Annotated in this window: 20 protein-coding genes and 4 pseudogenes; 17 read left to right on the plus strand and 7 right to left on the minus strand. The window is 34.9% G+C overall.

The genetic code is table 11. The features are described from left to right. Positions 1–12 precede the first annotated feature (12 nt). A complete protein-coding gene (locus TETH514_RS01915; protein WP_009051793.1) occupies positions 13–813 on the plus strand; it encodes an ExeA family protein in 801 nt (266 codons plus the stop codon). Positions 814–988: 175 nt separating this feature from the next. Here TETH514_RS01915 and ltrA read toward each other — a convergent pair. Continuing rightward, positions 989–2,023: pseudogene (gene ltrA / locus TETH514_RS01920) on the minus strand (group II intron reverse transcriptase/maturase); the annotation flags it as partial. Positions 2,024–2,474: 451 nt separating this feature from the next. After that, positions 2,475–6,002, minus strand: coding sequence for a pyruvate:ferredoxin (flavodoxin) oxidoreductase (nifJ, locus tag TETH514_RS01925; protein ID WP_009051791.1), 3,528 nt, complete (start codon positions 6,000–6,002; stop codon positions 2,475–2,477). 490 nt (positions 6,003–6,492) lie between these two features. Here nifJ and TETH514_RS01930 point away from each other — a divergent pair, with 490 nt between their 5' ends. The 3 genes and pseudogenes from TETH514_RS01930 to TETH514_RS12495 all read left to right on the plus strand — a co-directional run. Beyond that, a complete protein-coding gene (locus TETH514_RS01930) occupies positions 6,493–7,092 on the plus strand; it encodes an HD-GYP domain-containing protein (protein ID WP_003867539.1) in 600 nt (199 codons plus the stop codon). 14 nt (positions 7,093–7,106) lie between these two features. Beyond that, a pseudogene (locus TETH514_RS01935) lies at positions 7,107–7,304 on the plus strand (chemotaxis protein); the annotation flags it as partial. Positions 7,305–7,405: 101 nt separating this feature from the next. Then, positions 7,406–7,543, plus strand: a pseudogene (locus TETH514_RS12495) (ISLre2 family transposase); the annotation flags it as partial. A 444-nt stretch (positions 7,544–7,987) separates the two neighbouring features. Here the strand turns inward: TETH514_RS12495 and TETH514_RS12830 are convergent. Then, positions 7,988–8,134 (minus strand): ISNCY family transposase, encoded by a 147-nt coding sequence (locus TETH514_RS12830; protein ID WP_012268597.1) that lies wholly within the window; start codon positions 8,132–8,134, stop codon positions 7,988–7,990. 344 nt (positions 8,135–8,478) lie between these two features. Here TETH514_RS12830 and TETH514_RS01940 point away from each other — a divergent pair, with 344 nt between their 5' ends. From TETH514_RS01940 to TETH514_RS01960, 5 genes are all read left to right on the plus strand, one after another. After that, entirely contained in the window at positions 8,479–10,242 is a 1,764-nt protein-coding gene (locus TETH514_RS01940; RefSeq protein WP_009051789.1) for a methyl-accepting chemotaxis protein, read from the plus strand. 181 nt (positions 10,243–10,423) lie between these two features. Continuing rightward, positions 10,424–11,320 carry a glutamate formimidoyltransferase gene (gene ftcD / locus TETH514_RS01945; RefSeq protein ID WP_003867534.1) on the plus strand — a complete coding sequence of 299 codons (897 nt, stop codon included), beginning with the start codon at positions 10,424–10,426 and terminating at the stop codon, positions 11,318–11,320. Positions 11,321–11,329: 9 nt separating this feature from the next. Further along, positions 11,330–11,791 carry a hypothetical protein gene (locus TETH514_RS01950; protein ID WP_003867533.1) on the plus strand — a complete coding sequence of 154 codons (462 nt, stop codon included), beginning with the start codon at positions 11,330–11,332 and terminating at the stop codon, positions 11,789–11,791. A gap of 33 nt (positions 11,792–11,824) precedes the next feature. Beyond that, positions 11,825–12,256, plus strand: coding sequence for a nucleotidyltransferase domain-containing protein (locus TETH514_RS01955; protein WP_009051788.1), 432 nt, complete (start codon positions 11,825–11,827; stop codon positions 12,254–12,256). 17 nt (positions 12,257–12,273) lie between these two features. Then, positions 12,274–12,702 carry a DUF86 domain-containing protein gene (locus tag TETH514_RS01960; RefSeq protein WP_003867531.1) on the plus strand — a complete coding sequence of 143 codons (429 nt, stop codon included), beginning with the start codon at positions 12,274–12,276 and terminating at the stop codon, positions 12,700–12,702. 67 nt (positions 12,703–12,769) lie between these two features. On the opposite strand, the gene aglA is transcribed toward TETH514_RS01960, so the two are convergent. From aglA to TETH514_RS01980, 4 genes are all read right to left on the minus strand, one after another. Beyond that, a complete protein-coding gene (gene aglA, locus TETH514_RS01965; protein WP_009051787.1) occupies positions 12,770–14,212 on the minus strand; it encodes an alpha-glucosidase AglA in 1,443 nt (480 codons plus the stop codon). Between the two features lie 25 nt (positions 14,213–14,237). Continuing rightward, entirely contained in the window at positions 14,238–15,071 is an 834-nt protein-coding gene (locus TETH514_RS01970; protein ID WP_003867529.1) for a carbohydrate ABC transporter permease, read from the minus strand. A gap of 12 nt (positions 15,072–15,083) precedes the next feature. Beyond that, the gene (locus TETH514_RS01975) at positions 15,084–16,007 is read right to left on the minus strand and encodes a carbohydrate ABC transporter permease (RefSeq protein WP_009051786.1); all 924 of its coding nucleotides are present in this window, start codon (positions 16,005–16,007) and stop codon (positions 15,084–15,086) included. Between the two features lie 78 nt (positions 16,008–16,085). Next, positions 16,086–17,372 carry an ABC transporter substrate-binding protein gene (locus TETH514_RS01980; RefSeq protein ID WP_009051785.1) on the minus strand — a complete coding sequence of 429 codons (1,287 nt, stop codon included), beginning with the start codon at positions 17,370–17,372 and terminating at the stop codon, positions 16,086–16,088. A 168-nt stretch (positions 17,373–17,540) separates the two neighbouring features. Between TETH514_RS01980 and TETH514_RS01985 the strand changes: the two genes are divergently transcribed. From TETH514_RS01985 to TETH514_RS02020, 8 genes and pseudogenes are all read left to right on the plus strand, one after another. Beyond that, entirely contained in the window at positions 17,541–19,244 is a 1,704-nt protein-coding gene (locus tag TETH514_RS01985; RefSeq protein WP_009051784.1) for a sensor histidine kinase, read from the plus strand. 10 nt (positions 19,245–19,254) lie between these two features. Further along, a complete protein-coding gene (locus tag TETH514_RS01990) occupies positions 19,255–20,352 on the plus strand; it encodes a response regulator (protein ID WP_009051783.1) in 1,098 nt (365 codons plus the stop codon). A 92-nt stretch (positions 20,353–20,444) separates the two neighbouring features. Next, a complete protein-coding gene (locus tag TETH514_RS01995) occupies positions 20,445–21,083 on the plus strand; it encodes a cyclodeaminase/cyclohydrolase family protein (protein WP_009051782.1) in 639 nt (212 codons plus the stop codon). A 287-nt stretch (positions 21,084–21,370) separates the two neighbouring features. After that, positions 21,371–22,426, plus strand: a complete 1,056-nt coding sequence (locus tag TETH514_RS02000; RefSeq protein WP_009051781.1) for a BMP family protein — start codon at positions 21,371–21,373, stop codon at positions 22,424–22,426. A 59-nt stretch (positions 22,427–22,485) separates the two neighbouring features. Further along, positions 22,486–24,015: an ABC transporter ATP-binding protein gene (locus tag TETH514_RS02005; RefSeq protein ID WP_009051780.1), complete on the plus strand. Its 1,530-nt coding sequence runs from the start codon at positions 22,486–22,488 to the stop codon at positions 24,013–24,015. Further along, positions 24,015–25,073, plus strand: a complete 1,059-nt coding sequence (locus TETH514_RS02010; protein WP_003867520.1) for an ABC transporter permease — start codon at positions 24,015–24,017, stop codon at positions 25,071–25,073. Before TETH514_RS02005 ends, TETH514_RS02010 begins: the two co-directional genes overlap by 1 nt. After that, a complete protein-coding gene (locus TETH514_RS02015; protein ID WP_003867519.1) occupies positions 25,073–25,993 on the plus strand; it encodes an ABC transporter permease in 921 nt (306 codons plus the stop codon). The genes TETH514_RS02010 and TETH514_RS02015 overlap by 1 nt, the downstream gene beginning before the upstream one ends. Before the next feature lie 15 nt (positions 25,994–26,008). Next, a pseudogene (locus TETH514_RS02020) lies at positions 26,009–26,732 on the plus strand (GntR family transcriptional regulator). Positions 26,733–26,743: the final 11 nt, after the last annotated feature.

Raw genomic sequence — 26,743 nt, forward strand, 5'->3', positions numbered from 1 at the left:
GAGGTGTTTACAATGTTTACCCAATATTTTGGAATGAAATTTAATCCATTTTCTAAAGAGATAAGTGTAAACGACCTTTACATAAGTGAAGACATTGCTGAATTAAATGCCAGGCTAAAATATTTACAAGAAACAAGGGGTATAGGACTTGTCGTTGGGGAGGCCGGTTCAGGCAAATCTACCGCATTAAGAAAATATGCTGAAAGCCTCAATCGTTCTACATTTAAACCATGTTACTTTGCCCTTTCTACACTCACAGTGAGAGAATTCTATCAAGCATTGGCTATGATTTTAGGCGAAACCCCCTCATACAAAAAAGTAACGCTCTTTCACCAGATACAAAGAGCGATAACAGAACTTTACTATAGCCAGAAGATAACTCCTGTCATAATATTAGATGAAATACAACTGGTTTCTAATGATGTTCTTGAAGATTTGAGAATAATATTTAACTTTAATATGGATTCTCAAAACCCGTATATACTGATACTTTCAGGACAACCACACATAAGAAACAAACTAGCCTTGAATGTAAACAGTGCACTAAGGCAAAGAATTTCTATAAAGTATGTAATGCAAGGGCTAAAAAAAGAAGAAATTCAAGATTATATAAAAACAAGAATGAAAATAGCTGGAGTGATGGATGATATATTTACACCATCGGCATATGAAGCAATATATTCTCTAACAAAAGGGCTGCCAAGGATAATAAATAACCTGGTAACGGCTTCTCTTCTCTATGCGTATTCTAAAAGGCTAAGAGAAATAGATGAAGAAGTAATATACCAGGCACAAAATGAAATCAGTTTATGAGAGTAGTAGCTTTCGCTACTCTCATTTTTTATTATACTTCAATTAACCCAAATTGCCAATAACAGATATTAACATATTTTGGCGGTTATGCTCTTAAAAAGTGAAAAAAATTTTTAATCAGGCTGTGATAATTTGAGAAAAAATACTTTTATGCACTTAAAAAATGCCATTATAATTTGAAAATCTTTGGAGATTTAATTTGAGAATTGACACTTATTCTTACTTCGTTTTCTTTTGTGTAGAATGAAAATCCAAGAAATTTTCTTCTCCATGGTCTATCTACAGCACTTTTTGCTTCATTGATTTTTAATTTTAATTTGCTTTCTATGAATTTCTTTATGCTCTTCATTACTCTGTTTCCTGCAGACCTGCTTTTTACATATATGTTGCAGTCATCTGCGTACCGACAGAATTTGTGTCCTCTCTTTTCAAGTTCTTTGTCTAGTTCGTCCAACATTATGTTTGCTAATAGGGGACTTAATGGCCCTCCTTGGGGTGTTCCTTCTTCTGTTGATACTTTGATTCCGTTTATCATTACTCCTGATTCTAAGTATCTTCTTATTAACTTTAGTACTCTTTTGTCTCCTATCCGCTTTTCTAGTTTGGACATTATTATGTCGTGGTTTACTCTGTCAAAGAACTTTTCTAAGTCCATATCTACAACCCATGTATATCCTTCATTTATATATGCTTCTGCGGCTTTTATTGCGTCTTTTGCACTGCGTCCTGGTCTAAATCCATAACTGCTATCAGAAAATGTATGGTTGTAGACTCTATTTAGTATTTGGGCTATTGCTTGTTGTATTAGCCTATCTAGTGCTGTAGGTATTCCTAGTAGTCTTACTCCTCCATCTGGTTTGGAAATTTCTACTCTTCGCACTGGTTGTGGTTTGTATTTCCCCTCCAGCAGTTGTTGTTTTATGGTTGCCCAGTTTTCTTTGAGATACGGTAGAAGTTCATCTACTTCCATCCCATCGACTCCATGGCTTCCTTTATTTGCAACAACGCGCTTGTATGCTGCTCTCATGTTTCCTCGTTCTACTATCATTTCAAGCATCTTGCTGGTATATCTTTGTACATCGTTTCTTCTATCTTTTGACGCCGATGATATACTATGCACTTCCGTTGTCTTTTGAAATTCCATTTCTCTATTCAACGGATAGCCTCTTTGTTGAGTTGTCTGCAGTCTCTGCATATCTTTCGAGTCCATAAGATTTCCAAAACCTCCTAACGTTCGGCCCTTCCTTATCTATTCATGACTAGATAAGTACTATGACCTCTGCTGACTTCTCAAGGTTCAACCATACATCACTGTATGGGTTGTCACTTCAGAGTTCACTTTAGTGACTTATCCTTGAGACCTCCCCGGGTAAGAACGATAACTTTCATCTCATATATCTGCCAGATTTACTGTATGGGATTCGGGTAGTGTTGGACTTCGTTTTGTTACGCAAACTCATCCATCCCAATTCAGCCTCTTATCTGGTTCTTGTTCATCAGACCGAGATTTTGCCTTAAGCTTCCTTCAGATTCCACCTCACGATGGACACCCTTGCTCTTGGCTAGTGGTTCCCACTACCAAGCCCACAGCGGACTTTCACCGCCTAGCTATCGCCCATGCCGGGCGCACATAAAAAAGGAGGGAGCGTTCCCTCCATTTTTTATTCATCTTTTGCCAATTTTTCGTAGATTTTATACCTCTCTTGAGCTTGCTTCTCAGCTTCTTCAAAGAGCTTCTGTGCTTTTTCAGGGAAAGTCTTTTCAAGAGCTGAGAATCTGACTTCACCTTGTAAGAAATCTTTGACAGAGAGTTTTGGTGGCTTGGAGTCGAGTATGAATGGATTCTTGCCTTCTTTCTTAAGAAGCGGATTGTATCTATAGAGAACCCAATATCCTGCCTCTACGGCCTTCTTTTCTTCTAATTGACTACAGCTCATACCTTGCTTTATTCCATGGGCGATACATGGAGCATACGCAATGATGAGAGATGGCCCTGGATAGCTTTCTGCTTCTACTAGCGCTTTTATTAATTGTGTCTGGCTTGCTCCCATTGCAACTTGTGCTACATATACATAGCCATATGTCATTGCCATTCTTCCTAAGTCTTTCTTGCCGATTGGTTTACCAGCTGCAGCAAATTGTGCTACTGCTCCTACTGGTGTTGCTTTTGAGGATTGTCCGCCAGTATTTGAGTAAACTTCTGTGTCGAATACTAAAACATTTATATCTTCTCCCGAAGCAAGGACATGGTCTAATCCACCATAGCCTATATCGTATGCCCAACCATCGCCACCAAATATCCATTGAGACTTCTTAATGAGATAGTCTTTTCTTTCAAGTATTTCGTTAATAAGCTCTTTTACTTTTGCGTCTTCTGCTTTGTAATTTTGAAGTATCGGTAACAGTTTAATTGTGGCTTCTTTTGATTTTTTGCCGTCCATCATGTTATCAAGCCAGAATTGTAAAGCTTCTTTGAGTTCTGCTGTAATGTTAAGTTCTAACAGTTCTTTTACTATATCAGCTAATTTTTCTCTTTGCTGTTTTACAGCTAATGCCATACCAAGACCAAATTCTGCATTGTCCTCAAAGAGAGAATTTGCCCAAGCAGGTCCTTTCCCTTCATGATTTGTGCAGTAAGGTGTAGATGGCGCACTTGCTCCCCAAATTGAAGAACAACCTGTAGCATTTGCTATCATCATTCTATCGCCAAATAATTGGGTTACAAGTTTTGCATAAGGTGTTTCACCGCATCCTGCACAAGCGCCTGAGAATTCAAGCAATGGTGTTTCAAATTGACTTCCCTTTACTGTTTCTTTGTTCATTGGGTTTTCTTTTGGTGATAAAGTCATTGCGTATTCCCAGTTCTTTGCTTCTTCCATTTGTGTTTCTAAAGGTTTCATAACAAGCGCTTTTTCTTTTGCAGGGCATTCATTTGCACAAACGCCGCAACCTGTACAATCAAGAACGCTAACCTGAATTCTGTAGTATAATCCTTCAAAGCCTTTTCCGATAGCCTTTTTAACTTTAAAGCCTTCGGGTGCATTTTTAACTTCTTCTTCAGTAAGAAGGAATGGTCTTATTGCGGCGTGAGGACATACAAATGCACATTGGTTACATTGGATACAGTTGTCTATCTGCCACTCAGGTACGTCAACAGCAATTCCACGTTTTTCATAAGCTGCTGTGCCTGGTGGGAAGGTTCCATCTTCTCTTCCAAGGAAAGCACTAACAGGAAGCTTGTCTCCTTCCAATCTATTCATTACATCGGCAACATTCTTCACAAAATCAGGTGCTTGCCTTTCTTCTTTTGGTTCATCTTCAGCATCTGCCCAAGAAGCAGGAACTTCTACTTTGACTAAAGAATTTATACCTCTATCTACAGCCTCGTAGTTCATCTGTACTATCTTTTCGCCTTTATGTCCGTATTCTTTTACGATAGCTTCTTTTAAGTGTTTTACTGCCTCTTCAATTGGTATTATGTTTGTGAGTTTGAAGAAAGCAGATTGCATTATCATGTTGATTCTTCCGCCTAAACCTATTTCTTTTGCGATGTCTACAGCGTTGATGATGTAGAAGTTGATGTTGTGTTTAGCTAAATATCTTTTGATTGAAGCAGGCAATTTTTTGTCTAATTCTTCAACTTTCCAATTGCAGTTTAGGAGGAAAGTACCACCATCTTTTAATCCTGCTAATATGTCATAGTTGTAAACGTAAGACTGCTTATGGCAAGCAATAAAGTCTGCTTTGTTTATCAAATATGTTGACCTTATTGGTTTTTTGCCGAATCTTAAGTGAGATACTGTCACACCGCCTGATTTCTTTGAGTCATAAGAGAAATATGCTTGCACGTATAAATCTGTGTTGTCACCTATGATCTTTATAGCACTCTTGTTTGCACCTACTGTACCATCAGAACCGAATCCCCAGAATTTGCAGCTGGTTGTTCCTTCTGGTATTGTATCGACTTCTTCTCCTACAGGAAGTGATGTAAAGGTTACGTCATCAATTATTCCTATTGTGAAGTGGTCTTTTGGCTCATCAGCTTTGAGGTTGTCAAATACAGCAATGATTTGTGCAGGTGTAGTATCTTTTGAGCCAAGACCATAACGACCTCCAACAATGACTGGACGCAATTCACTGTCAAAGAAAGCTGTTTTTACATCTTCATACAAAGGTTCACCAATTGAACCGGGTTCTTTTGTTCTATCGAGTACTGCTATTTTCTTAACAGTCTTCGGTATCGCTTCCAAGAAATGTTTTACAGAGAAAGGCCTGTAAAGATGTACCTTGACTACTCCTACTTTTTCTCCTTTTTTCATCAAGTAATCAACTGTTTCTTCAATAGTTTCTGTCACAGAACCCATTGCTATTATTATTCTTTCTGCATCTGGTGCTCCGTAGTAGTTGAATAATTTGTATTCTCTGCCTGTTAATTTGTTTATTTCATTCATGTAATATTCTACGATTTCAGGTATAGCATTGTAGAATCTATTGGCAGCTTCTCTTCCTTGGAAGAATATATCTGGATTTTGCGCTGTACCCCTTGTTACAGGATGTTCTGGATTTAGTGCTCTTTGTCTGAAGGCTTTTAAAGCTTCATAATCTACAAGTTTTTTGAGGTCTTCGTAATCTAAAACTTCGATTTTTTGTACTTCATGCGATGTTCTAAATCCGTCAAAAAAGTGCAAGAAGGGCACTCTTCCTTTAATAGCAGAAAGGTGTGCAACGCTTGCTAAATCCATTACTTCCTGTACACTGCCAGAAGCAAGCAGAGCAAAGCCTGTCTGACGGCATGCCATAACGTCAGAATGGTCACCGAAAATTGAAAGAGCATGGGTTGCAACGGCACGTGCACTTACATGGAATACCCCAGGTAAAAGTTCCCCTGCAATTTTATACATGTTGGGAATCATTAAAAGAAGTCCTTGTGATGCAGTGAATGTTGTTGTGAGAGCGCCTGCTGCTAGTGACCCATGAACAGCTCCTGCAGCACCGGCTTCCGACTGCATTTCAATTACTCTTACCGGCTGACCAAATATGTTTTTTCTTCCATGTGCACTCCATTGGTCTACTACTTCTGCCATTGGAGACGATGGAGTTATAGGGTAAATCGCAGCTACTTCCGTAAAAGCATAAGCCACATGGGCAGCAGCTGTGTTACCATCCATGGTCTTCATTACTTTAGCCATTTCTTTACTCCTCTCCTTATTTATTTAATAATTAAATAAAAGGGTCAAAAAATCACCAATCAAAGAAGGATGTACCTGATATAGTACAGTATACAATATTTCATTTTATTATATAACAGGTATTTATAGTGTGTATAACAGGTCGCATTAATTTAGATTTTTACTTTTATTAAAGCTATATAACAGGTACAAAATAATTATACCATACCAACTTAAAAATTAAAACTTTTTTTGTGACAAATTTATATCAAAAACTTAAGGTTAGATAAAAAAGTGCTTTTTATCTATATTGCGATATTATGCTAAATACATTTTTCAAATAAACCACGCAAGAATAAATATCAAGAAAAATTCCACAAAAAAAACTTTTTTTTTTTTTTTTTTTTTTTTTTTTTTTTTTTTTTTTTTTTGAAACTTTTTTAAAATTGACATTTCAAGAAACAAATGGTATAATTTCTTTGTCAAATTATGTCGAAAAGAAGGGAAAACGGTGGAAGTATACAATTACAGCGAGTATTATCTTATAAAGCATTTAATGACGAGTTTGAAACATTATCACTATACGACTTACTTACACAGTATAAGAGTTGCAAAACTTACTTATTTAGTTTCTAAAAAATTAGGATTACCTAAAGAGGAGCAAATTTATAACTGTAAGGGGGGATTATTACACGATATTGGCAAGGTATTGGTACCTGTCTCCATTCTTGACAAGCCAGGTCCGCTTACAGAGTTAGAATACGAGTTTGTGAAGATACATCCGAGTTATGGCTCGGAAATGTTAAAAATTTTTCCTTCATTGAAGGATTTGGTTCCAGGGGTACTTTACCATCATGAAAGGCTAGATGGTTCTGGCTATCCTTTTGGTGTCAGTATTATCCCTTTAAGTGCTCAAATAATAGGAATTTGTGATTCTTTTGATGCAATGACTACAAAAAGGCCTTATAATGAAAAGAGGTTAAAAAGTATACACGAGGCAATATTTGAATTAAAAACCCAACTACAAAAATATAATTACAAAATCGTAGAAGCACTGGAAGAAGTCTTGCGGGAGAAAAAGGGGAATCAACAACACTTTATTTCTATATAATAGGAGGGTAACAAATGAAAAGTATTAAAACAAAACTTTTGGTGTTTATGCTCTTGCTTATTTTAATTCCCCTTGTCATAGCAGGATATTTTTCTACAAATATTGCAGAGAGTGTTCTTAAAACCAAGATAAACGATTCCAATCAAGCAGCTTTATCGGTTTTAAATAAGTACATAAATTCTTTTAAACAAAACACAGAAGATAGTGTAAAATTTCAGTAGGTGATTAAGCAGGAAAAAGAGGTGCAAATGTAGAAAAAAGACCTCACCGCGAAAAAAATCAAAACAACATCAAAAGGGAGGTGAGGTCTGATATGTTATTAGATGTTCGACACATAGTGGGTGCAATCCTGCTTTTTGTAGAAGGTTTAATAAAAATAATAAAAGAGAGTAAAGATTTTTATGAACTAGAAAAAGGGATACATGAACTTACTCAAAAAGTATCAAAACAGTTCAATAGCGATTAACAATCTTTACCATATAAAAGATGGTAAAGAAAGAGGAATTTTTTAGTTTTTGAAATCAATAATTTAACATAAATAGAAATATATATCATAAACACTAGAAGGAATAGTAATTAGCGGTGAGGTAATTTAGAGAATCAGCTAAAATATTTAGTTAAAAAATTTTACCTACAAAATCTTGACACGGACTTAAAATAGAAGCATGTTATGCCGACAAATAAAATGTAATATAAATAAGCAAAAAAAGATAAAGAAAAAATATTAGAATCTATTAGAAAAGGGAATATTGATACAGCCAATATAAGTTTTCCGAATTTAATAGATACCATAATACTAAAAATGAAACAGGAGGGAATACTGAAATTCCTGGAGAAGGTGTTTTTGGACAAGCATGCGGACAACATGAATATACCCTTATACCTGATATTAACACTAACTATTGCAACAGAATTGAGAAGCATTAGGAACTCTTGAGAAGCCACAAAGCTCTCTCAGTTCTTTAGATAGACCAAGGATATAAACGAGCAGTTGAATAGTAGGGATAGAGAGAATTTTTTGGATAATGAGAGCAGTAAGCATAGATTCAAGACTAATTCCCTATAGGTAGTGGAAATAATAATGGACGTAAAAAGAAGGCGGAATAAGTTCAGATAAATCAACAAAAGACTCAAAGAGTTTAATAATCTTAGGTTTATCTTCTTCAAAAAAAGATTGGACATTAGCGTAATTATCTGAGAGAGATAATTTTTAGCTTTGATTTTCATGGGATTTCCCCCCCATTTTGTTTTTGGATTTGGTCGTCTATATAAAATTTGACAAAAGTGGAGGAATTCCTTTAAAAATATATAGCAGAACCCCTTAATTTGTGAGGATTTTGGGGTTCTGCAAAGACCTATGGATACTAAACAAAGGAGGAACATTAAATGAAAAAACTGCAAAAAGTAGGTACAAAAAGTATTAAATCAACATTAGTTTTAATGTTCATTGCAGTAACTTTAATAAGTATGTCTGTTTTAGGTTTTGCTGCTTATAATGTATCTAAAAAGGCACTTTTAAATCTTGGAGAAACCGCACTAAAAAATAAAGTAAATATGGGAATTGCTTTCATGGAAGCATTAGAAGAACAAGTTCAAGCGGGTAAACTAACAAGAGAAGAAGCACAAGAAATTTTTAAATCTAAGATGTTAAATCCTAAAAAGGAAGATGGAAAAACCAGAGGTCAAAATGATAAACTAGAACTAAATATAGGAGCTTATATGTATGCTATAAATAGTCAAGGAATAGAAATGATGCATCCATATAAAGAAGGAGAAGATATATCCGAAGTAGTAGACCCTAAAGGTAATAATATAGTAAAGCTTATTATTGAAGAAGGTAGGAATCCTAAAAATAATGGTATTATACATTTTTATTGGCAGAATCCTGGCGAGAAAAAAATGCGTCCTAAAACTAATGCAGTTGGGTATTTTGCGCCCTGGGATTGGTTTGTAAATGTTGGTGCTTATGATGAAGACTTTTATAGACCAGTAAAAACAGTTCTTAATGTAATAATTATAATATCAATAATAAATTTAATTGTTGGTTCTATGCTTATTATTTGGTTCCTTAATAGAAAACTTAATCCTCTTAATGAACTATCAAAAACAATGGAAGAGGGAGCAAATGGTAATTTGAATGTAAATATTGATATTAAATCAAAAGATGAAGTTGGAATACTGGCAAACAGCTTCAACACAATGATAGAAGGAATAAAGAAACTTGTTTTTGACATAAAGAGCATATCAGAATCTGTAAATCATTCTGCAGAGAATTTAGCAGTAGCATCAGAGCAGGCAGCTCAAGCCACGCAGGATGTTGCAAAAGCCATTGAAGAAATCGCACAAGGAGCTTCTAGCCAAGCAAAAGAGGCAGAGGAGAGCGCTAATGCCACTGTATTACTTGGGCAATTGATAGACCAATCCCTTAAAAACGCTGATGAGATAAACCAAGAAGTAGCAAATGTCAGCATGGTATCCAACGAAGGGCTTGTGATTATAGATGACTTAATTAAAAAGACAGAACTGACAGTAGAAGCGAATAACAATGTAAAAGAATCCACAAATTATCTTTTAGAAAAATCTACGGAAATAAGCAAGATTGTAGAGACGATAACAGGTATAGCTGACCAGACAAATCTTTTATCACTAAACGCAGCGATAGAGGCAGCGAGAGCAGGAGAAGCAGGAAGGGGCTTTGCAGTTGTAGCGGATGAAGTGAGGAAATTGGCAGAGCAGTCTTCACAGGCAGCGAGAAACATAGCAAACTTAATATCTGAAATACAAAACACTATTAACGATACCTACAAAACAGTAGAAGATTCAACAAAATCGATAGAAGAGCAAAGCAATGTAGTCAATACTACAAAAGATGTATTTGAAGGAATACTTCATGCAGTGAATTTCATAGTAGAAAAAATTGACAATCTTAATAAATCTTTAAAGGAGATAGAATCTCACAAGAACAAGATAGTTGATTCAATACAAAACATAGCGGCTGTATCAGAGGAGGCTGCAGCATCAGCCGAGGAAGTATCGGCAACTTCAGAGGAGCAGTCAGCGATTGTGGAGGAAATGGCTACAACAGCAAATGAGCTTAAAAATTATGCCAATACGCTTATGGAAGCAATTAAGCAGTTTAAAGTAGAGTAAGCGGGAGAACTCCCGCTTTTTTAAATTTTAAAAATGCATAAATATTAGCAGGATTTTTGACATATTAAATAGAAATATACTATATTGACAAATTCAAAATTTAGAAATGGTTTTGAAAGCGAAAGAAAAAGGAATAAAAATGCCTATGCTAAAATAAACGTTGGAAAGGATGAGGAAATAAATGGATCAGATAATTGAATGTGTACCTAATTTTAGTGAAGGAAGAGACCAAGAAAAAATAGCACAGCTTGTCAAAGAAGTTGTGTCGACGGAAGGAGTAAAGCTTTTGGATTACTCTTCCGATAAAGACCACAACAGGACAGTTATAACCTTTTGTGGAGATGCAAAGGGAGTAAAAGAGGCGGCTTTTAAGCTCATTAAAAAAGCTTCAGAGATAATTGATATGAGGTACCATAAAGGAGAGCATCCGAGGATTGGGGCAACAGATGTAGTACCCTTTATACCTGTAAAAAATGCTACAATGGAAGAATGTATCCAAATTGCAAGAGAAGTAGGAGAAAGGGTTGGAAGAGAGCTTAATATACCTGTGTATTTATATGAAGAAGCTGCTACAACTCCTGAAAGAAAAAATTTAGAGAATATAAGGCGGGGAGAATATGAAGGCTTTTTTGAAAAGATAAAACAGCCGGAATGGAAGCCAGACTTTGGTCCGCAGGAGATGAACCCAAAAAGCGGTGCGACAGTGATTGGCGCAAGAAATTTTCTCATTGCCTACAATGTCAATCTTGCTACAGACAATATTGATATAGCTAACAAAATTGCTAAAGCTATCCGATTTTCAAACGGCGGTTACCGGTATGTAAAGGCGATGGGGGTGGAATTAAAAGAAAGAGGAATTGTGCAGGTGTCGATGAACCTTACTGATTTTAATAAAACACCTATTTACAGAGTTTTTGAAACAATTAAAGCAGAAGCTAGTAGGTATGGGGTAAATGTTATAGGCAGTGAAATAATAGGGCTTGTGCCAGCAAAGGCTTTGTTTGATGTGGCAGATTATTATTTAAGAATAGAGAACTTTTCTGAAAATATGGTTTTAGAAAATAGAATATACGAATGAGGTGTTAAAATGGAGGCAGATTTGTTAATATACAACATTAAGAAAATTTATACACCTCTTGGCAATTGCCCGCTATGTGGAAGTGACATGGAAAATATAGAAGAAATTGAAGATGCTTATATTGCAATAAAAGATGGAAAAATTTTAGCGGCAGGGAAATCACCTGCCGCAATTTCTGCAAAAGAAAAAATTGACGCAAAAGGCATGATTGCAATTCCTGGATTTGTAGATCCTCATACTCATATTATGCACTATGGTTCTAGAGAAAATGAAATGGCTCTAAAGCTTAAAGGTTATTCCTATATTGACATTTTAAAACAGGGTGGAGGTATACATTCTACAGTAAGAGCGACAAGAGAGGCATCTGATGAGGCACTGCTTCAAAAGGCTCTAAAAAGCCTTGAAATCATGCTTTCAAATACAGTGATAAAGTCAAAGGGGAATGATGTGGTTGTTATTGGAATAAAATAGTTTTTATGTTACAATGAAAATGGGTGAAGAAGAATGTTTGCTGTATCCCAGAAGTTATCAGAAATATGTGAAAAATACAAAATAGGTTTAGTGTACCTGTTTGGTTCACAAAAAGAAAATGCATTGAAATTACTGCAGGGGGAGAAAGTAGTCATAGATGACCCTTTGGCAGACATTGATGTAGGCGTGGTTTTTTTGGAGGATATAGAAAAAATAGAAAAGCGTTATTTGCTTTATGCGGATATTTACAATGGGCTAGAAGATCTTTTTAAACCTTATAAATTGGACTTGGTATTTCTTCAAGAAAATCATTCCATATTCCAGCTAGAAGCCTTAAAGGGGATATGCGTATATTCCTACTCTGAAGAGTTTAAAGATAGTTATGAAATGCAGATTTTAAGAAGAGCAGCAGACTTTAAATATATGTACGATAAGTACATTGAAGAAGTGCTAGAAAAATATTAAAAGTTGTGGTGGGGAATATGATAAATAGCCAGTTAATTTTGGAAAGACTTATTCTTATTAGCGAGTATTTGGAGGAACTAAAAGTTTTGTCTTCAATGGATAAAGCAACTTTTTTAAGTGATAAAAGAAATTCTGCGGCTGCAGAAAGTTTTTTAAGGAGAACTTTGGAGGCAATTTTCGATATAGGAAGGCATATATTAGCAAAGGCAGGTAATATCGAATTATCAAAAGAATATAAATCAATTGCGAGAGGGTTAGGAGAATACGGATATATAGATGAGGAGTTGAGTAAAAAATTAGTGAAAATGGCGGGATATAGAAATAGAATGGTGCATCTTTACAATTTAGTGACAGATGAAGAATTATATGAGATTATTACATCTAACCTTAAAGATATAGAAGAATTTGTATCGGAAATAAAAAAGAAGGTGCTAAAAAGAGAGTAAAATAAAAAAGGTGCCATTTGTACAAAGGATTTTACAAATGGCACCTCATTAGTTAAATTTAGCCTCACTATTTTTTTAAATAATGTTTTTTCATCTCTTCATTTTCTGGTAGGGATAGAATTTCTTCTAAAACTTTTTCTACCTGCCCATCATTTTGAGTTCTAGGGTCTCTGTACAGAAGTTCTTTTATTATGTCTATGTCCCCTGTTAAAAATGCTTCTACTGCCATTTCCATTCTCATAATTCTCGGTTTTAGGTAATACTTTATTACTCTCTCTGGGAGCATGGGTTCTATTTTTTCTGGATGTATTCCTTCGCTATCTACTATTGCAGGTACTTCTACAACAACATCATTTTCTACTGCAGGAATTATTCTTCTATTTGGTATATTTACTACAAATCTTTCTTTTTTGCCGGTTACAATCGATTCTACGAAAGGAATGTGCTGTTCTTCACTTTTTTGCTCTGGGTCTAGTATTTTTTCCATTTCCTGTAGTAATTCATTGTCTTTTGCCTCTTGACCGAAAATTTCTTTTATATCGCTAAACTTTGCTTTTGGATTTTCTATCAAGAACTTTGCAATCTTTTTAGTGATGTCTGTAATTTTTCCTAATGTTTCTTGGTACCATTTCCAACCTATTTCAGAGTCTGCACCACACCAAGGTTCTCCATACCACTTTTTCTTTGTTTCCAGGTTTTTATGATACCGCCAAGAAGCATTTCTTACGGTATCGCCAACAGGCAAAACTCCGTGAAACTTGTACATATCAATGGCAGCTGAGGATAGCTGGTCATTAAATGGATGAAGAGGTTTCCAGTTGTGAGAATTTTCCTCTATCCAGGTGTTGAGCTTTTCGTAAGCACTTTTTCCTTCATATATAAATCTATTAAGCCATATTCCGTGATTTACTCCTGCTACTTGCCAATCTACTTTATTATGCTTAAGTCCCAGTGTGTCAAATACTTCTTTTAATGCAAGATGTCCATGGCAGAATCCAACTGCTTTTATCGAAGAGGTCCTTGTTACAAGAGTTGTGCCTTCAAATACGGGATTAGCAGCTTGTAAATACCAGGCGTTTGGAGACAGTTTTTCAATTTTCTTGGCAATTTCTACGAAATATTTCAACTGATTGTAATTTGAGAAAGTGTAATAATCTGAAACCATATTAAATTCCTGTGCATCTATTCCTCTATAATAGCCATATTTTTCGCTAATCTGTCTGACTTTTTCTAGATAAGTATGTCCTCCTACCATTGCTGTATTTATTACGAAATCTGCATCTATTATGGCATCTTCTAAATTTTTAGTTTTTTCAAACTTTAACTCTGCTCCTACTTCTTCCACATACCTTTTTGCAAGTATGTACACGGCCTCTAATCTTTCTTCATCGATATCCATGAGAGTTACTAAGCTTCCATATAACGCTGGAGTTTTGCATAAATCGCTCACCAACCTCAGAGAAAATACAGCACTTCCTGCACCTATAATACCAATTTTTACTGATGGCATTTAAAACACTCCTTTCATAAAATTTTTATCCTTTTACTGCTCCAGCAGTCAAACCGGAGATTATCCTTTTTTGGAAGATAAGTACCATTATAATTAGAGGAACAGTTACTACAACAGATGCTGCTGCAATATCTCCCCAAGGAAGGTCATGTTCTCCAGGAAACATAGCTATACCGACGGGTACTGTTCTCATTGAGTCTTGTGTGTTAAATACAAGGGCGAAGAGGAATTCATTCCATGCAGCTATAAACGTGAGAATGGCAGTTGTAAACATACCTGGGGTAGCAAGAGGCATTATTATCTTTAAAAATGCTTGCATAGGAGTAGCACCATCTACTTTTGCAGATTCTTCAAGTTCAAAAGGAATTTCTTTAAAAAATGAGGTTAAAATCCACAAAGAAAGAGGAATTGCAAAAGTAGTGTATGTTAATATAAGCCCTAGATAGCTATTTAATAGGTTTACATTTTTTAGAAAAATAAACAGAGGGCTTACAATAGCTATTCCAGGAAACATTGATACAGACAAAACTAAAGATAGTATTATCGCCTTTCCTTTAAATTTAAGCCTTGCTAAAGCATATGCTGCAAAAGAAGATACAAAAAGACTAAAAAGAGTGGTAGATGAAGCAACAATAAAACTATTTTTCAAATAGGTTAAAAAAGGGCGTTTAGTAAATACATTTATATAATATCCCGTATAAATTTTACTTGGAATCCATGTTGGAGGAATACTAAATAGTTCTTGTGGAGTTTTAAAGGAGGTAAGTGTTTGCCATAGAAAAGGGAAAATTATATATACAAGGAATATTGTTAAAAAAATATAGAAAATAATTTGGTTTATGGTATTTTTAAGTTTCATTTTTATATCACCTCATTTCAAAATGCTTTTATCTAAAAGCTTTATATAGAACATTGCAAAAATGAAAACAAAGATGAATATTATAACAGCTATTGCTGAACCAATTCCAAAGTCAAGGTTTCTAAAAAGGGTTTTATATGCATATATTGAAAGGGTTTCTGTTGAGTTACCAGGTCCTCCTCCTGTCATTACGAAAATGAGGTCAAATACTCTAAAAGCATCTAATGTTCTAAATATGAGAGCAACTAAAATTGTAGGTTTTAACAATGGTAAGGTTATCCTAAAAAATTGTCTTATGCTTCCTGCTCCATCTACTTTTGCTGCTTCATAAAGGTCTTGGGATATATTCTGAAGCCCAGCAAGCAATAATAACGCCATGAAAGGTGCAGTTTTCCATACATCTGCAAATATAGCTGCCGACATTGCTGAAGAAGGACTACCTAGCCATGCCTTATAACTGTTGATTAAACCTACTTTCATTAAGATGTCATTTAATACGCCAAACTGATCATTATAAATGAATTTCCACATAAGAGCTGATATTACAGTCGGTATTGCCCATGGAATCAACACGGCAGCTCTTACCAATCCTATTCCTTTGAATTTTTTATTCATCAAAAGTGCCATTATCATTCCAAGTACTAATTCTAATGCTACAGATACAACTGTGAAAAATACAGTATTTAAGGTTGCAGACCAAAATCTGGAATCAGAGGATAGTGTGATGTAATTTTGAAGTCCTACAAAATGAGTGAGTCCAGGAAGCTGCAATTTCATGTAATAAAGACTTAATTTAAAAGTATTGAGTACAGGATATAAAGCTATTGCAATAATACAGAGTAAGGCTGGAGCAACTAATATATATCCCAATGTGGCTTCACTTAGTTGGAACTTAGATTGTTTAGTTGGGGATGTTAAATTTTTTTGTTCTACCACGTTATCACCTCTTTTTTATATTAAGTGGCAGCAAAAAGCTGCCACTTTGGATTTGTATGAAGAAGTACCTTTAAAAATTTACTTTTTACCTTCGTTTTTAATTATGTCATTCAAATCTTTCGCTATGTTTTGTATAGCTTGCTGTGCTGTTATTTCTCCTGTCAAAGCTTTGTGAAAGTTTATTTGCATTGAATCAGACATTTGAGGATAAAAAGGAGATACAGGCCTTGGTTTAGCTGTTATGAATACATCATAAAAATCTGCCCAATAGGGATTTTTTGCTAAAACTTCTTTGTCCTGATATAAAGATTTTATTGTTGGGAGATTGCCGCCTTCTAAAGCGGTTACCTTTTGACCTTCTTCACTTGTAACAAATTCTATAAATTTCCATGCTTCTTCAGGATGCTTTGAGTATTTGTTTATACCGAGATTCCATCCACCTAAAACTGGAGTGCCAACTTCGCCGTCTTTTCCTCTTGGAATTGGAGCTATACCTACTTTACCTTTTACTGGGGAATCATCTCCATTTACTAGAGACCATGCATAAGGCCAGTTTCTCATGAAAATTGCTTCACCTTGTTGGAATACATTCCTCGCATCTTCTTCTTGATATGTTGTTACACCTGGAGGAGCAATTTTTACTAAATCTATCAAGTATTGAAGTCCTGCTACTGCTTGTGGTGTGTCTATTGTGACTTTGTCTCCTTCAAGAACACTTCCACCATTGCTTCCTATAAGCTCTAAAGCATCGCAAACTAAACCTTCATATTGATTGCCTTGAAATACTATTCCGTATTTAGTACCACCTTTACCAACGTTTTCTTTTGCCATTTGAATTAATTCATCCCAAGTTTTTGGAGGAGTATCTATGATATCTTTTCTATAATAAAGGACTCCTGCGTCTGTAAATCTTGGCACTGCCCACACATGGCCATTATATGTTACTGCTTCAACGGGTCCTGGTAAAAACTTATCTCTCATTTCTTTTGTAAATTTATCATCTAACGGGAGTAACCAATTAGCAGCAGCAAATTCAGGTGTCCAAATAATGTCCATTGCTAAAACATCAATACTTGAATCTCCTGCTGACAATGCAGTAACATATGAATTATGCTGGTCATCTGTAGAGTTAGGTAGTTCTTGAACTTTGACTTTAATGTTTGGATATTTTTTTTCAAAAGCTTCGACTAATTTTTGGGTTGCTGGTGTAGAGTCTTTACCTGTAGAATAAGTAATTGTGATTGGTTCATTCTTAGAAGTATTACTTGAAGTAGATGAGGTCGTGTTAGAACCACAACCGGCAATTAAAGTTCCTATTAATGCCAGTGAAACTATTGATGTCAGGATTTTATTTTTTTTACCCATCTAAATTCCCCCTTAAATAGTATTGGTGTTGTATAATAATTATATAAGAAATCGGTTGCAAAAATAATGTGACATTTTTAATATTTTGTGTATTTTTTTATAAACTTTTAATTATAAAGAAGGTAGTTGCTATATTCTGTTGAAATATTTATATAAAAGGTGGTTTTTATGTTATACAAAAAAATTTTGCTTTCATACATTTTAATAATAGTTATACCGCTCATAATGGTGGCGGCGATAACAGGCAATATTACATCAAGATATATAAATGAAGAGGTAAAAAAGACTACTTTTCAGACCCTAAATCAAGCAAATAAAAATATATCAAAAATGCTAGAAAATATGAAAAATGCTATACTATATGTTTCAATGAATAAAGAACTTCAGTATAATTTATCACGCAATGGGGGAGAAACTCCTTTTCAAATAAACAGAGAAGTTACAGCTATAAGAAACAGTATATTATATCCCGGAATATTTAATGAAAATTATTCTTCTATAGAAATTTTTGCTTTGCATAAAAATCAATATCCAATGAGGTTAGAACAAAATGATGTGATGTCTTCAAAAGTAGTAGAAAATAAAGAATGGTACAAAAAGACTATACAGCTTAATGGCAGGTTGTACTGGTATATAAACGACGATTTTGGAAAACAAATGATTTCTGTTTCAAGGTTGGTTTTCGATATAAAAAATTTTGCCAAACCTATAGCAGTCATTTCTGTAGATATGGACATGTCCAAAGTTGCCTCAGTGGTATCTGATATACACCTTGGGAAAACAGGTAAGGTATATCTAGTTGATGATAAGGGTAAACTCATATATTCCGAGGACAAAAGCTTTTTATATCGTTATACCACTAAATTATACAATAGCAGTTCTGGAAGTGATTTTATTACTATAAATGGTAATAAAATAATGGTTATATACAATACTCTACCTCAAAATGGGTGGAAACTTGTTGGTATGGTATCTATGGCTGAACTTAATGAAAAAGCTGAGATGATAAGAAATTTTATCTATCTTACTGCGCTTTTGAGTCTTGTAATTGCAGCCTTGATTTCTCTTTATTTTTCATACAGTATTTCACAGCCAATAATAAAACTTGCTACTGAAATGAAAAAAGTTGAAAAAGGTAATTTCAACATAAGTGTTGAAGAAAACTGGGATGGAGAAATAGGAGTATTGTATTCAAGTTTTAACTACATGATAGAAAGGATAAATGAACTTATACATGAAGTGTATTTATCAAAAATAAAGGAAAAAGACGCGGAATTAAAAGCTTTGCAGGCACAGATAAATCCACATTTTTTATACAACACACTTGATACTGTAAATTGGTTGGCAGTAAAACATAATGTACCTGAAATAAGCAAGATTGTAAATTCTTTAGCATCAATTTTGAGATACAGCATTAATAAAGGGAATGATGTAACTACTGTTGAAAATGAATTGAAGCATGTTGAAAGCTATATTACAATTCAAAAAATCAGATTTAAAGATAAGTTTGAGGTGAGTTTTAATATAGATAAAAGAGTTTTACACTACAAGACGATAAAGTTAATTTTGCAGCCTCTTGTTGAAAATGCAATAATTCATGGGATAGAGACTTATGAAGGAAAAGGGAAAATTTTGATTAACGGTTATTTAGATGGTGAAAAAATTGTATTCGAGGTCATAAACAATGGTAATCCTATAGATTTAGATTTAGTAAATAAACTATTGGATTCGCCAGCAGATGATAAAGATAGTTATGGAATACAAAATGTTAATGAAAGGATTAAGTTATATTATGGGGAAGAGTATGGACTTTATTACCAAGCAATAGATAGCAATACTGTTGCCCGAATTGTAATTCCTGCTGTTTTGTGAGGTGGATTTTATGAAAATTTTAATTGTAGATGATGAACCGATTGTAAGAGAAGGGCTTAAAAATAATGTTAGTTGGCAGGAGTTAGATTTACGTGTGGTAGGTTGCGAAGCCAATGGAAAAAGTGCTCTTGATGTGTTTAACAGAGAACAACCTGATATAATTTTAACGGATATACGCATGCCCTTTATGGATGGACTCGAACTTACAAGGGAAGTCAAAAAGCTAGACCCTTTAGTTGTGGTAATTTTGTTAAGTGCATATGATGATTTTAAATATGCTCAACAAGCTATAAGGTTAGGAGCCTTTGATTATATTTTAAAACCTATCGACATTGACACGCTAAAAGAAACTGTAAGACGAGCGGTTTTAAAAAGAAAAGAATTATTGGACAAAAAAAAGGAACCATTACCATCATTGAACAAAGAAGATTTGAAATTTTTTAAAGCAGAATATTATAAATATCCTTTAAAATTGGAAGAGAAATTATCAAAAGCGATAAAACGGGGAGATAAAGATTTGGCTCTTAACATTTTTAACGATATTTGGAATGAATTTCACGACAAAAATTATACAGAAGATTTTATAAAAAGATGGGGGTTAGGGCTTGTTGCAGTTATTACGCGGTCGTTTATAGAAATTGGAGAAAATGCAGATATTTTATTTAAAGAAACGGACCCTTGGAGACAAATTTCTGAATTATCTACTAAAGAAAAATTTCGAGAATGGATGAGAAATATAATAGAAGTAGTATGTGAATATGTTTCTCTTACTAAAAACTCTAAAAATAGGAAATTAATTGATGAGGCTATCAAACTAATACAAGAAAATTATAGTGATTTAAATATTTCTTTAAATAGCATTGCTGAGAAATTATATATAACTCCAAACTATTTAAGTACTTTATTTAAAAGTGAAATGGGTGTCACATTTTCAGATTATTTAACTGCTTGCAGGATTGAAAAAGCGAAAGAACTTTTAAAAGATGTAAAGGTTAAAATCTACGAAGTAGCCGAAGCAGTTGGATATACTGATCAACACTATTTTAGCAAAGTTTTTAAAAACATAACAGGTTTTACTCCAAAAGAGTATAGAGAAAAAATATTGTAACAATTTTTTTGGCAGTTGTATTACGAAAATTATATATCATTGGTATAATAGGTAGTGGGGGAAAATATATACACAGAGAAGGAGATGGTTTTATGCTGATTGATGATTCATTAAAGGAGTATATTGAAAAAGTGGCCTCAAAATCACCAACGCCGGGAGGGGGAAGTGTATCGGCGGCAGCGGCAAGCCTTGGGATTGCCCTTTCTTCTATGGTTTACAATCTTACAATAGGGCGAAAATTTTATGAGGAATATACTGATGATATTAAAGAAGAGATTCAACAAGGGCTTAGTATATGTAATCGACTTCTTGCAGAATATGTAAAGCTTGTTGATGAAGACACTGTAGCTTATGACGAAGTGATGAAAGCCCTTAAAATGCCAAAAGATACTGAAGAAAATAAAAAAATAAGAAACGAAGCACTTCAAAAAGCTTATATTAACGCTATGAATGTTCCTCTAAAACTTGCGAGGTTGTGTGGAGAGGCTTTTACTCCTACGATGTTGATTGCGGAATACGGGAATCCTAATGCCATATCTGATGCGGCAGTTGGAGCGATTCTACTATATGCAGCAATAGAGGGAGCTGTTTTGAATGTTAAAGTGAATATTCCTTATATTAAAGATAGAGAAATTGCCGAAAAGGCAAACAAAGAATGTGATGAAATTTTGGCAAAATACAAAAATATAAGGGATGAAATTGTAAATAAAGTTTTAAATAAAATTTCTTGATAGAGTGCGATGAGCACTCTTTATTTTGCGCTACCTTTAAGCTAATAGTGCCGAAAGTTCTTAAAATAAGCTTTAAATTTTGCATAAAAAAATAGTTATTGCAGAAATATAAAGAAAAGAGAAGATTTAAAAAGATATCTATAAAAGAGCTCAATAAAATAACTTATTTTAGAATTTGTAACAAGAGATTAATAAAGTTATAATAAAGTTAGATGTCAGACAAGTTTATATGTTTACTACTTATACAAGTAGTAAACGGTAACAAAATTTTTGTAGGAGGTTATATGATGAAAAGGTGGCGTGTTGTTTTAGCATCCTTGTTAATTGTAGTGTTATCAGTTTCAGTGCTTTTGTCGGGTTGCTCTTCAAAAACAAAGCAAGAAAGTACACAACCCGAGACTGCGCAAGAATCTAAAAACAAAGATTTTAAAGTAGGTCTTGTAACAGATGTGGGTGGCATCAATGACCGCAGCTTTAACCAAATGGCTTATGAAGGCTTGCAAAGAGCTGCTAAAGAATTAGGTGTTACAGTGAACGTAATACAATCAAAGAAAATGGAAGACTATGTACCGAACTTAACAAATTTTGCACAACAAGGGTACAACTTGGTAATTGCAGTAGGTTTTATGATGCATGATGCTGTTGAAGAGGTATCACAAAAATTCCCTGACACAAAATTTCTGATAATTGATTCAGAAGTGACAGACAGGCCTAACGTTTCATCAGCTATGTTCAAGGAAGAGCAAGTCGGCTATCTTGTAGGCGCTATGGCTGGATTAATGGAAAAAGAAAAAGTTGGTAAGGTAAAAGGTACAAACACCATAGGTGTTGTTGGCGGAATGCAGATACCACCAGTTGATCGCTTTATTGCAGGTTATCAACAAGGTGCAAAAGCTGTTAATCCGGACATAAAAATTCTAATCAATTATACAAATAATTTCGATGACCCAGCAACAGGTAAACAAATGGCTTTGACACAGATAAGCCAGGGTGCAGAAATCATCTTCCAAGTTGCTGGTGGTATTGGCGAGGGTGTAATAAAAGCAGCCCAAGAGAAAAACGTATATGCTATTGGTGTTGACGCAGACCAAAGCTATTTAGCTCCTGATCATGTTTTGACATCAGCAGTTAAGAGGGTTGATGTTGCAACATACAATGTTATAAAAGATACTTTAAATGGCAACTTTAAGAGTGGAATTGTATACTTTGACTTAAAGAATGACGGTGTTGGAATAGGTAAAGTGAATAAAGATGTTCCACAATCTATCATAGATAAAGTTAATCAATTAGCACAAGATATAAAAGACGGTAAGATAACAGTATCTGACAAAGTTTCAAAATAAACTAAAACCATAAAAAACCGGGGCTGAATACTGTTCAGCCCCTTTTTGGAGGTAGGAGTATGAGCGCTATATTGGAAGTAAAGAATATTACGAAAGTATTTCCTAAGGTTGTAGCAAATGACAATGTCAACCTTACAGTTGAAAAGGGAGAAATTCACGCTATACTTGGAGAAAATGGTGCTGGCAAATCTACTTTAATGAATATTATATACGGCTTATATAAACCGGATTCAGGTCAGCTCATTTTTGATGGTGAAGAACTCAATCTAAGTGGTCCTCATGAAGCTATTGAAAAAGGTATAGGAATGGTACATCAACACTTTATGCTTATTCCTGTTTTGACAGTTGCAGAAAACATTGTATTAGGTGCAGAGCCTAAAGGCATAACTTACGATAGGGAAAAAGCAAATGAACTCATAAGAGAGATTTCAAAAAAATATCACTTAGAAATAGATCCTGAAGCAAAAGTAAAAGATTTATCTGTTGGTCTTCAGCAAAGAGTTGAGATTTTAAAGGCTTTTTATAGAAAAGCAAAACTTTTGATTTTGGATGAGCCAACAGCTATGCTTACTCCTCAGGAAACAGAAAAATTATTTGAAATAATGAGGGGACTTGTAAAACAAGGTATGTCAATAATATTTATAAGTCACAAATTAGAAGAAGTATTAGAAATTTCTGATAGAGTTACAGTTATGAGAAGAGGTAAAACTGTTGGTACTTTGAACACAAAAGAAACGAATGAGCAAGAACTTGCTAATTTAATGGTAGGTAGAGAAGTAGTATTGAGAATAGAAAAGAGTGAGTACAAGCCAGGGGATGTCGTTTTAAGTGTTAAAAATTTAAATGTAGTTGACCAGCAGAACGTTCCTAAGGTTAAAGATGTAAGTTTTGATATACACGAAGGAGAAATTTTTGGACTGGCTGGTATTGATGGAAATGGGCAGTTAGAATTAGTAGAAGCTATAATGGGATTAAGGCCTAAGAAATCTGGTAATATTTTATTTTACAGGAAAGATGTTACAAATTTTACTACAAGACAGCTTTATAGAGAGGGTATATCGTATATTCCACAAGATAGGCAAGCAGATGGACTTGTTTTGGATTTTACAATTGCAGAAAATTTGATTTTGAGGGAATATAAAGATCCCACCTATTCTCGTTATGGTGTAATTCAATATAAAAAAGTATATGAAAATGCCGAGAGAAAAGTTAAAGAGTTTGACGTAAGGCCTCCTGAGTACATGCTTAAGGCTCGTGGTTTATCAGGAGGAAATCAGCAAAAGGTAATACTGGCGAGAGAAGTAGGATACAATCCTAAGCTTTTAATTGCAGTTCAACCCACAAGAGGAATGGACGTTGGTGCTATAGAATATATCCATAAGAGACTACTTGAATTGAGAGATAAAGGTGCTGCTGTATTTCTCATTTCATTAGAGCTAGAAGAAATAATGGCATTATCAGATAGGATTGGAGTTATATACAATGGACAGCTTATGGATATTTTGGACGGCAAAACTGCAACGAGAGAACAAATAGGAATGCTTATGGCTGGTTCGCGATTTGATAAGACGACATTGGAGGCGAGATAATGAAGAATCTTTTAAAAGAACTGTATATTCCTGTTGCAGCTGTGCTTATAGCAATAATAGTTGGTTCTATTATAATGCTTATTACAGGATTTAATCCTACAACAGCTTATATATCTTTATTTATAGGTGCTTTTGGTTCAGTTAATAATATTGCAAATACTCTTGCAGCTGCTGTACCTCTTATATTGACAGGATTGGGTGTAGCTATATCTTTTAAGGCTGGACTATTTAATATAGGTGCAGAAGGACAGTATTGGATAGGTGCAATAGTAGGTGTTTGGGTAGGCTATAGTTTTACTGGATTACCTTGGTATATCCACATACCTTTTGCACTTATAGCTGCGATGATAGCAGGAGGACTTTGGGCAGGACTCATTCCGGGACTTGCAAAAGCCTATACTGGTGCTAATGAAGTTATAACTACAATGATGATGAGCCACATTGCAATATATTTTAGCCACTTTTTGCTTCAATTTGGCCCTATGATGGAGAAGGGAGGAACAATTCCTCAATCTCCACGTATTAAGGAGAGCGCAGTTATACCATTTTTAATTAAGAATACACAACTTTCTTATGGAATTTTTATTGCTCTTGCTGCTGCAATTTTTGTATATTGGCTTATGTTTAAAACGACATGGGGTTTTGAAATGAGAGCAGTAGGATATAATCAAAGAGCAGCAAGATATGCAGGGATGAATGTGCCTTTGAATATGGTGTTTTCATTAGGATTAAGTGGTGCATTTGCAGGACTTGCTGGAGCTGTTCAGATGTTAGGAGTCCAGCATAGGCTTTATGACAGTTTTACTGCTGGATACGGTTATACAGCAATAGTTGTAGCGCTTCTCGCAAACAACAATCCGATAGGAGTTATATTTGCGGCAATTTTGTTTGCGGCTTTAGATACTGGTTCTCAGTATATGCAGCTTAATGCGCAGGTACCGGGTCAAATGGCAGACGTTATTACAGGGCTTATAGTATTCTTCGTTGCAGCTCATAGAGTAGCAGAAGTTATTAAAGACAAATTTGCGAAAAACCGCAAAAAGGAGGCGCAAGCATAATGGAAATATTTTTAAATCCACAACTTTGGGCAGCTACTTTGGCGATGGCCACACCATTAGCATTACCTGCGCTAGGTGGTACTTTTTCTGAAAGATCTGGTGTTGTAAATATAGCGATGGAAGGTATTATGCTTATTGCAGCATTTTTTGCAGTTGTATTTGCTCATGCGACTGGTAGCGCTTGGCTAGGACTTTTAGGTGCTATGATAGTTGGGCTTATAGTAGCTTTGATTTTTGCGTGGGCAGCTGTAAGCTTAACGGCTAATCAAATAATTTTAGGTATGGCAATTAATATTTTTGCATCGGGTATTACGGCATACCTTTTAAATACGATGTATGGTTTTACAGGAACTCCTGTTGACACTCCTATGCTACCTACTATAGAAATCCCAGGCATTAAAGATACACCATTTTTAGGCCAAGTTTTGAGTGGTCACAGTGTAGTAGTATATTTGATGATAATAATTTTATTTGTGTCAGATTATTTTCTGTTCCACACAAATTTAGGTTTAAGACTTCGAGCAGTTGGTGAAAATCCTGAGGCGGCTGAAACAGCGGGTATTGATGTTATAAAATTAAGGTATCTTGGCGTTGCATTAAGCGGTGTTCTTTCTGCGATGGGTGGTGCTTACCTGTCAATAGGTGCGTTAAATAGTTTCATCCCTGATATGACAAGTGGTAGAGGTTACATTGCGTTGGCAGCAATGATTTTTGGTAAATGGACGCCTTTTGGGTCTTTTGGTGCTGCACTTCTCTTTGGATTCGCAACGGCTTTCAGCATGCAGCTCCAAAATACGGCATTTTCTAAGAATATAATCATGATGTTGCCCTATATAGTGACAATACTTGCACTTGTGGGTGTCGGTGGAAAGAGCGTACCACCTGCTGCAGATGGAGTACCATATACACCAAAGAAATAAGGTGATTTTATGTCGATGCTGCTACCTGAGAAAAAACCGCTGTATGAGCTTGCCTTAAGGAAAATGGAAGAATTGATAAAGACAGGGCAGTGGAAAGAGGGCAGCAAGCTCCCTTCTGAATCACAGCTTGCCAAACAATTTGGTATTAGTCGAGCTACTTTAAGAGAAGCAATGAGAATTTTAGAAGATGAAGGACTTATAGTGAAACAGCAAGGGGTAGGAACTTTTGTAAGGAGAAAACCCCTTATAAAGAGTGGCTTGGAAGAGTTATTTAGTGTTACCACTTTAATTGAAAGGCAAGGGATGGTACCTGGTACAAAAGATTTTACTGTATATAAATTGCCTGCTACAGAAAATGAGGCAAATCACTTAAAATTGAAACCAGGAGATATTATATATAAAGTAGAAAGGGTAAGAACAGCAGATGAGGTCCCGGTTGTGTATTGCATTGACAGGTTACCTCGAAGCATTGTAGGCGAATCTTTCGGGATTTGAACAATCTGTGTTTTCTTACCTTGAAAGTGAACACTCTATTACAATAACCTATGCAGTTTCTAATATAAGAGTTATAAAACATGACCCTGTAGTTGAGAAAAAACTAATGATGGACAAAAATGATTCAATTCTTTTGTTAGAACAGGTGCATTACGATGAAAACAATACGCCAATCCTTTATTCTTCTAACTATTTTAATGCTTCTAAATTCGACTTCTATATTATACGCAAAAGAATATTATGAAAGTAGGTGTA

This window comes from Thermoanaerobacter sp. X514, from assembly GCF_000019065.1.
GTDB classification, from domain to species: domain Bacteria; phylum Bacillota; class Thermoanaerobacteria; order Thermoanaerobacterales; family Thermoanaerobacteraceae; genus Thermoanaerobacter; species Thermoanaerobacter pseudethanolicus.

What these genes read in the sequence shown, in the direction of transcription:
- TETH514_RS01915 (WP_009051793.1), top strand. Translation starts at nt 13, where the DNA reads ATGTTTACCCAATATTTTGGAATGAAATTTAATCCATTTTCTAAAGAG.
- nifJ (WP_009051791.1), bottom strand. Translation starts at nt 6,002, where the DNA reads ATGGCTAAAGTAATGAAGACCATGGATGGTAACACAGCTGCTGCCCAT.
- TETH514_RS12830 (WP_012268597.1), bottom strand. Translation starts at nt 8,134, where the DNA reads ATGCTTACTGCTCTCATTATCCAAAAAATTCTCTCTATCCCTACTATT.
- TETH514_RS01940 (WP_009051789.1), top strand. Translation starts at nt 8,479, where the DNA reads ATGAAAAAACTGCAAAAAGTAGGTACAAAAAGTATTAAATCAACATTA.
- ftcD (WP_003867534.1), top strand. Translation starts at nt 10,424, where the DNA reads ATGGATCAGATAATTGAATGTGTACCTAATTTTAGTGAAGGAAGAGAC.
- TETH514_RS01950 (WP_003867533.1), top strand. Translation starts at nt 11,330, where the DNA reads ATGGAGGCAGATTTGTTAATATACAACATTAAGAAAATTTATACACCT.
- TETH514_RS01955 (WP_009051788.1), top strand. Translation starts at nt 11,825, where the DNA reads ATGTTTGCTGTATCCCAGAAGTTATCAGAAATATGTGAAAAATACAAA.
- TETH514_RS01960 (WP_003867531.1), top strand. Translation starts at nt 12,274, where the DNA reads ATGATAAATAGCCAGTTAATTTTGGAAAGACTTATTCTTATTAGCGAG.
- aglA (WP_009051787.1), bottom strand. Translation starts at nt 14,212, where the DNA reads ATGCCATCAGTAAAAATTGGTATTATAGGTGCAGGAAGTGCTGTATTT.
- TETH514_RS01970 (WP_003867529.1), bottom strand. Translation starts at nt 15,071, where the DNA reads ATGAAACTTAAAAATACCATAAACCAAATTATTTTCTATATTTTTTTA.
- TETH514_RS01980 (WP_009051785.1), bottom strand. Translation starts at nt 17,372, where the DNA reads ATGGGTAAAAAAAATAAAATCCTGACATCAATAGTTTCACTGGCATTA.
- TETH514_RS01985 (WP_009051784.1), top strand. Translation starts at nt 17,541, where the DNA reads ATGTTATACAAAAAAATTTTGCTTTCATACATTTTAATAATAGTTATA.
- TETH514_RS01990 (WP_009051783.1), top strand. Translation starts at nt 19,255, where the DNA reads ATGAAAATTTTAATTGTAGATGATGAACCGATTGTAAGAGAAGGGCTT.
- TETH514_RS01995 (WP_009051782.1), top strand. Translation starts at nt 20,445, where the DNA reads ATGCTGATTGATGATTCATTAAAGGAGTATATTGAAAAAGTGGCCTCA.
- TETH514_RS02000 (WP_009051781.1), top strand. Translation starts at nt 21,371, where the DNA reads ATGAAAAGGTGGCGTGTTGTTTTAGCATCCTTGTTAATTGTAGTGTTA.
- TETH514_RS02005 (WP_009051780.1), top strand. Translation starts at nt 22,486, where the DNA reads ATGAGCGCTATATTGGAAGTAAAGAATATTACGAAAGTATTTCCTAAG.
- TETH514_RS02010 (WP_003867520.1), top strand. Translation starts at nt 24,015, where the DNA reads ATGAAGAATCTTTTAAAAGAACTGTATATTCCTGTTGCAGCTGTGCTT.
- TETH514_RS02015 (WP_003867519.1), top strand. Translation starts at nt 25,073, where the DNA reads ATGGAAATATTTTTAAATCCACAACTTTGGGCAGCTACTTTGGCGATG.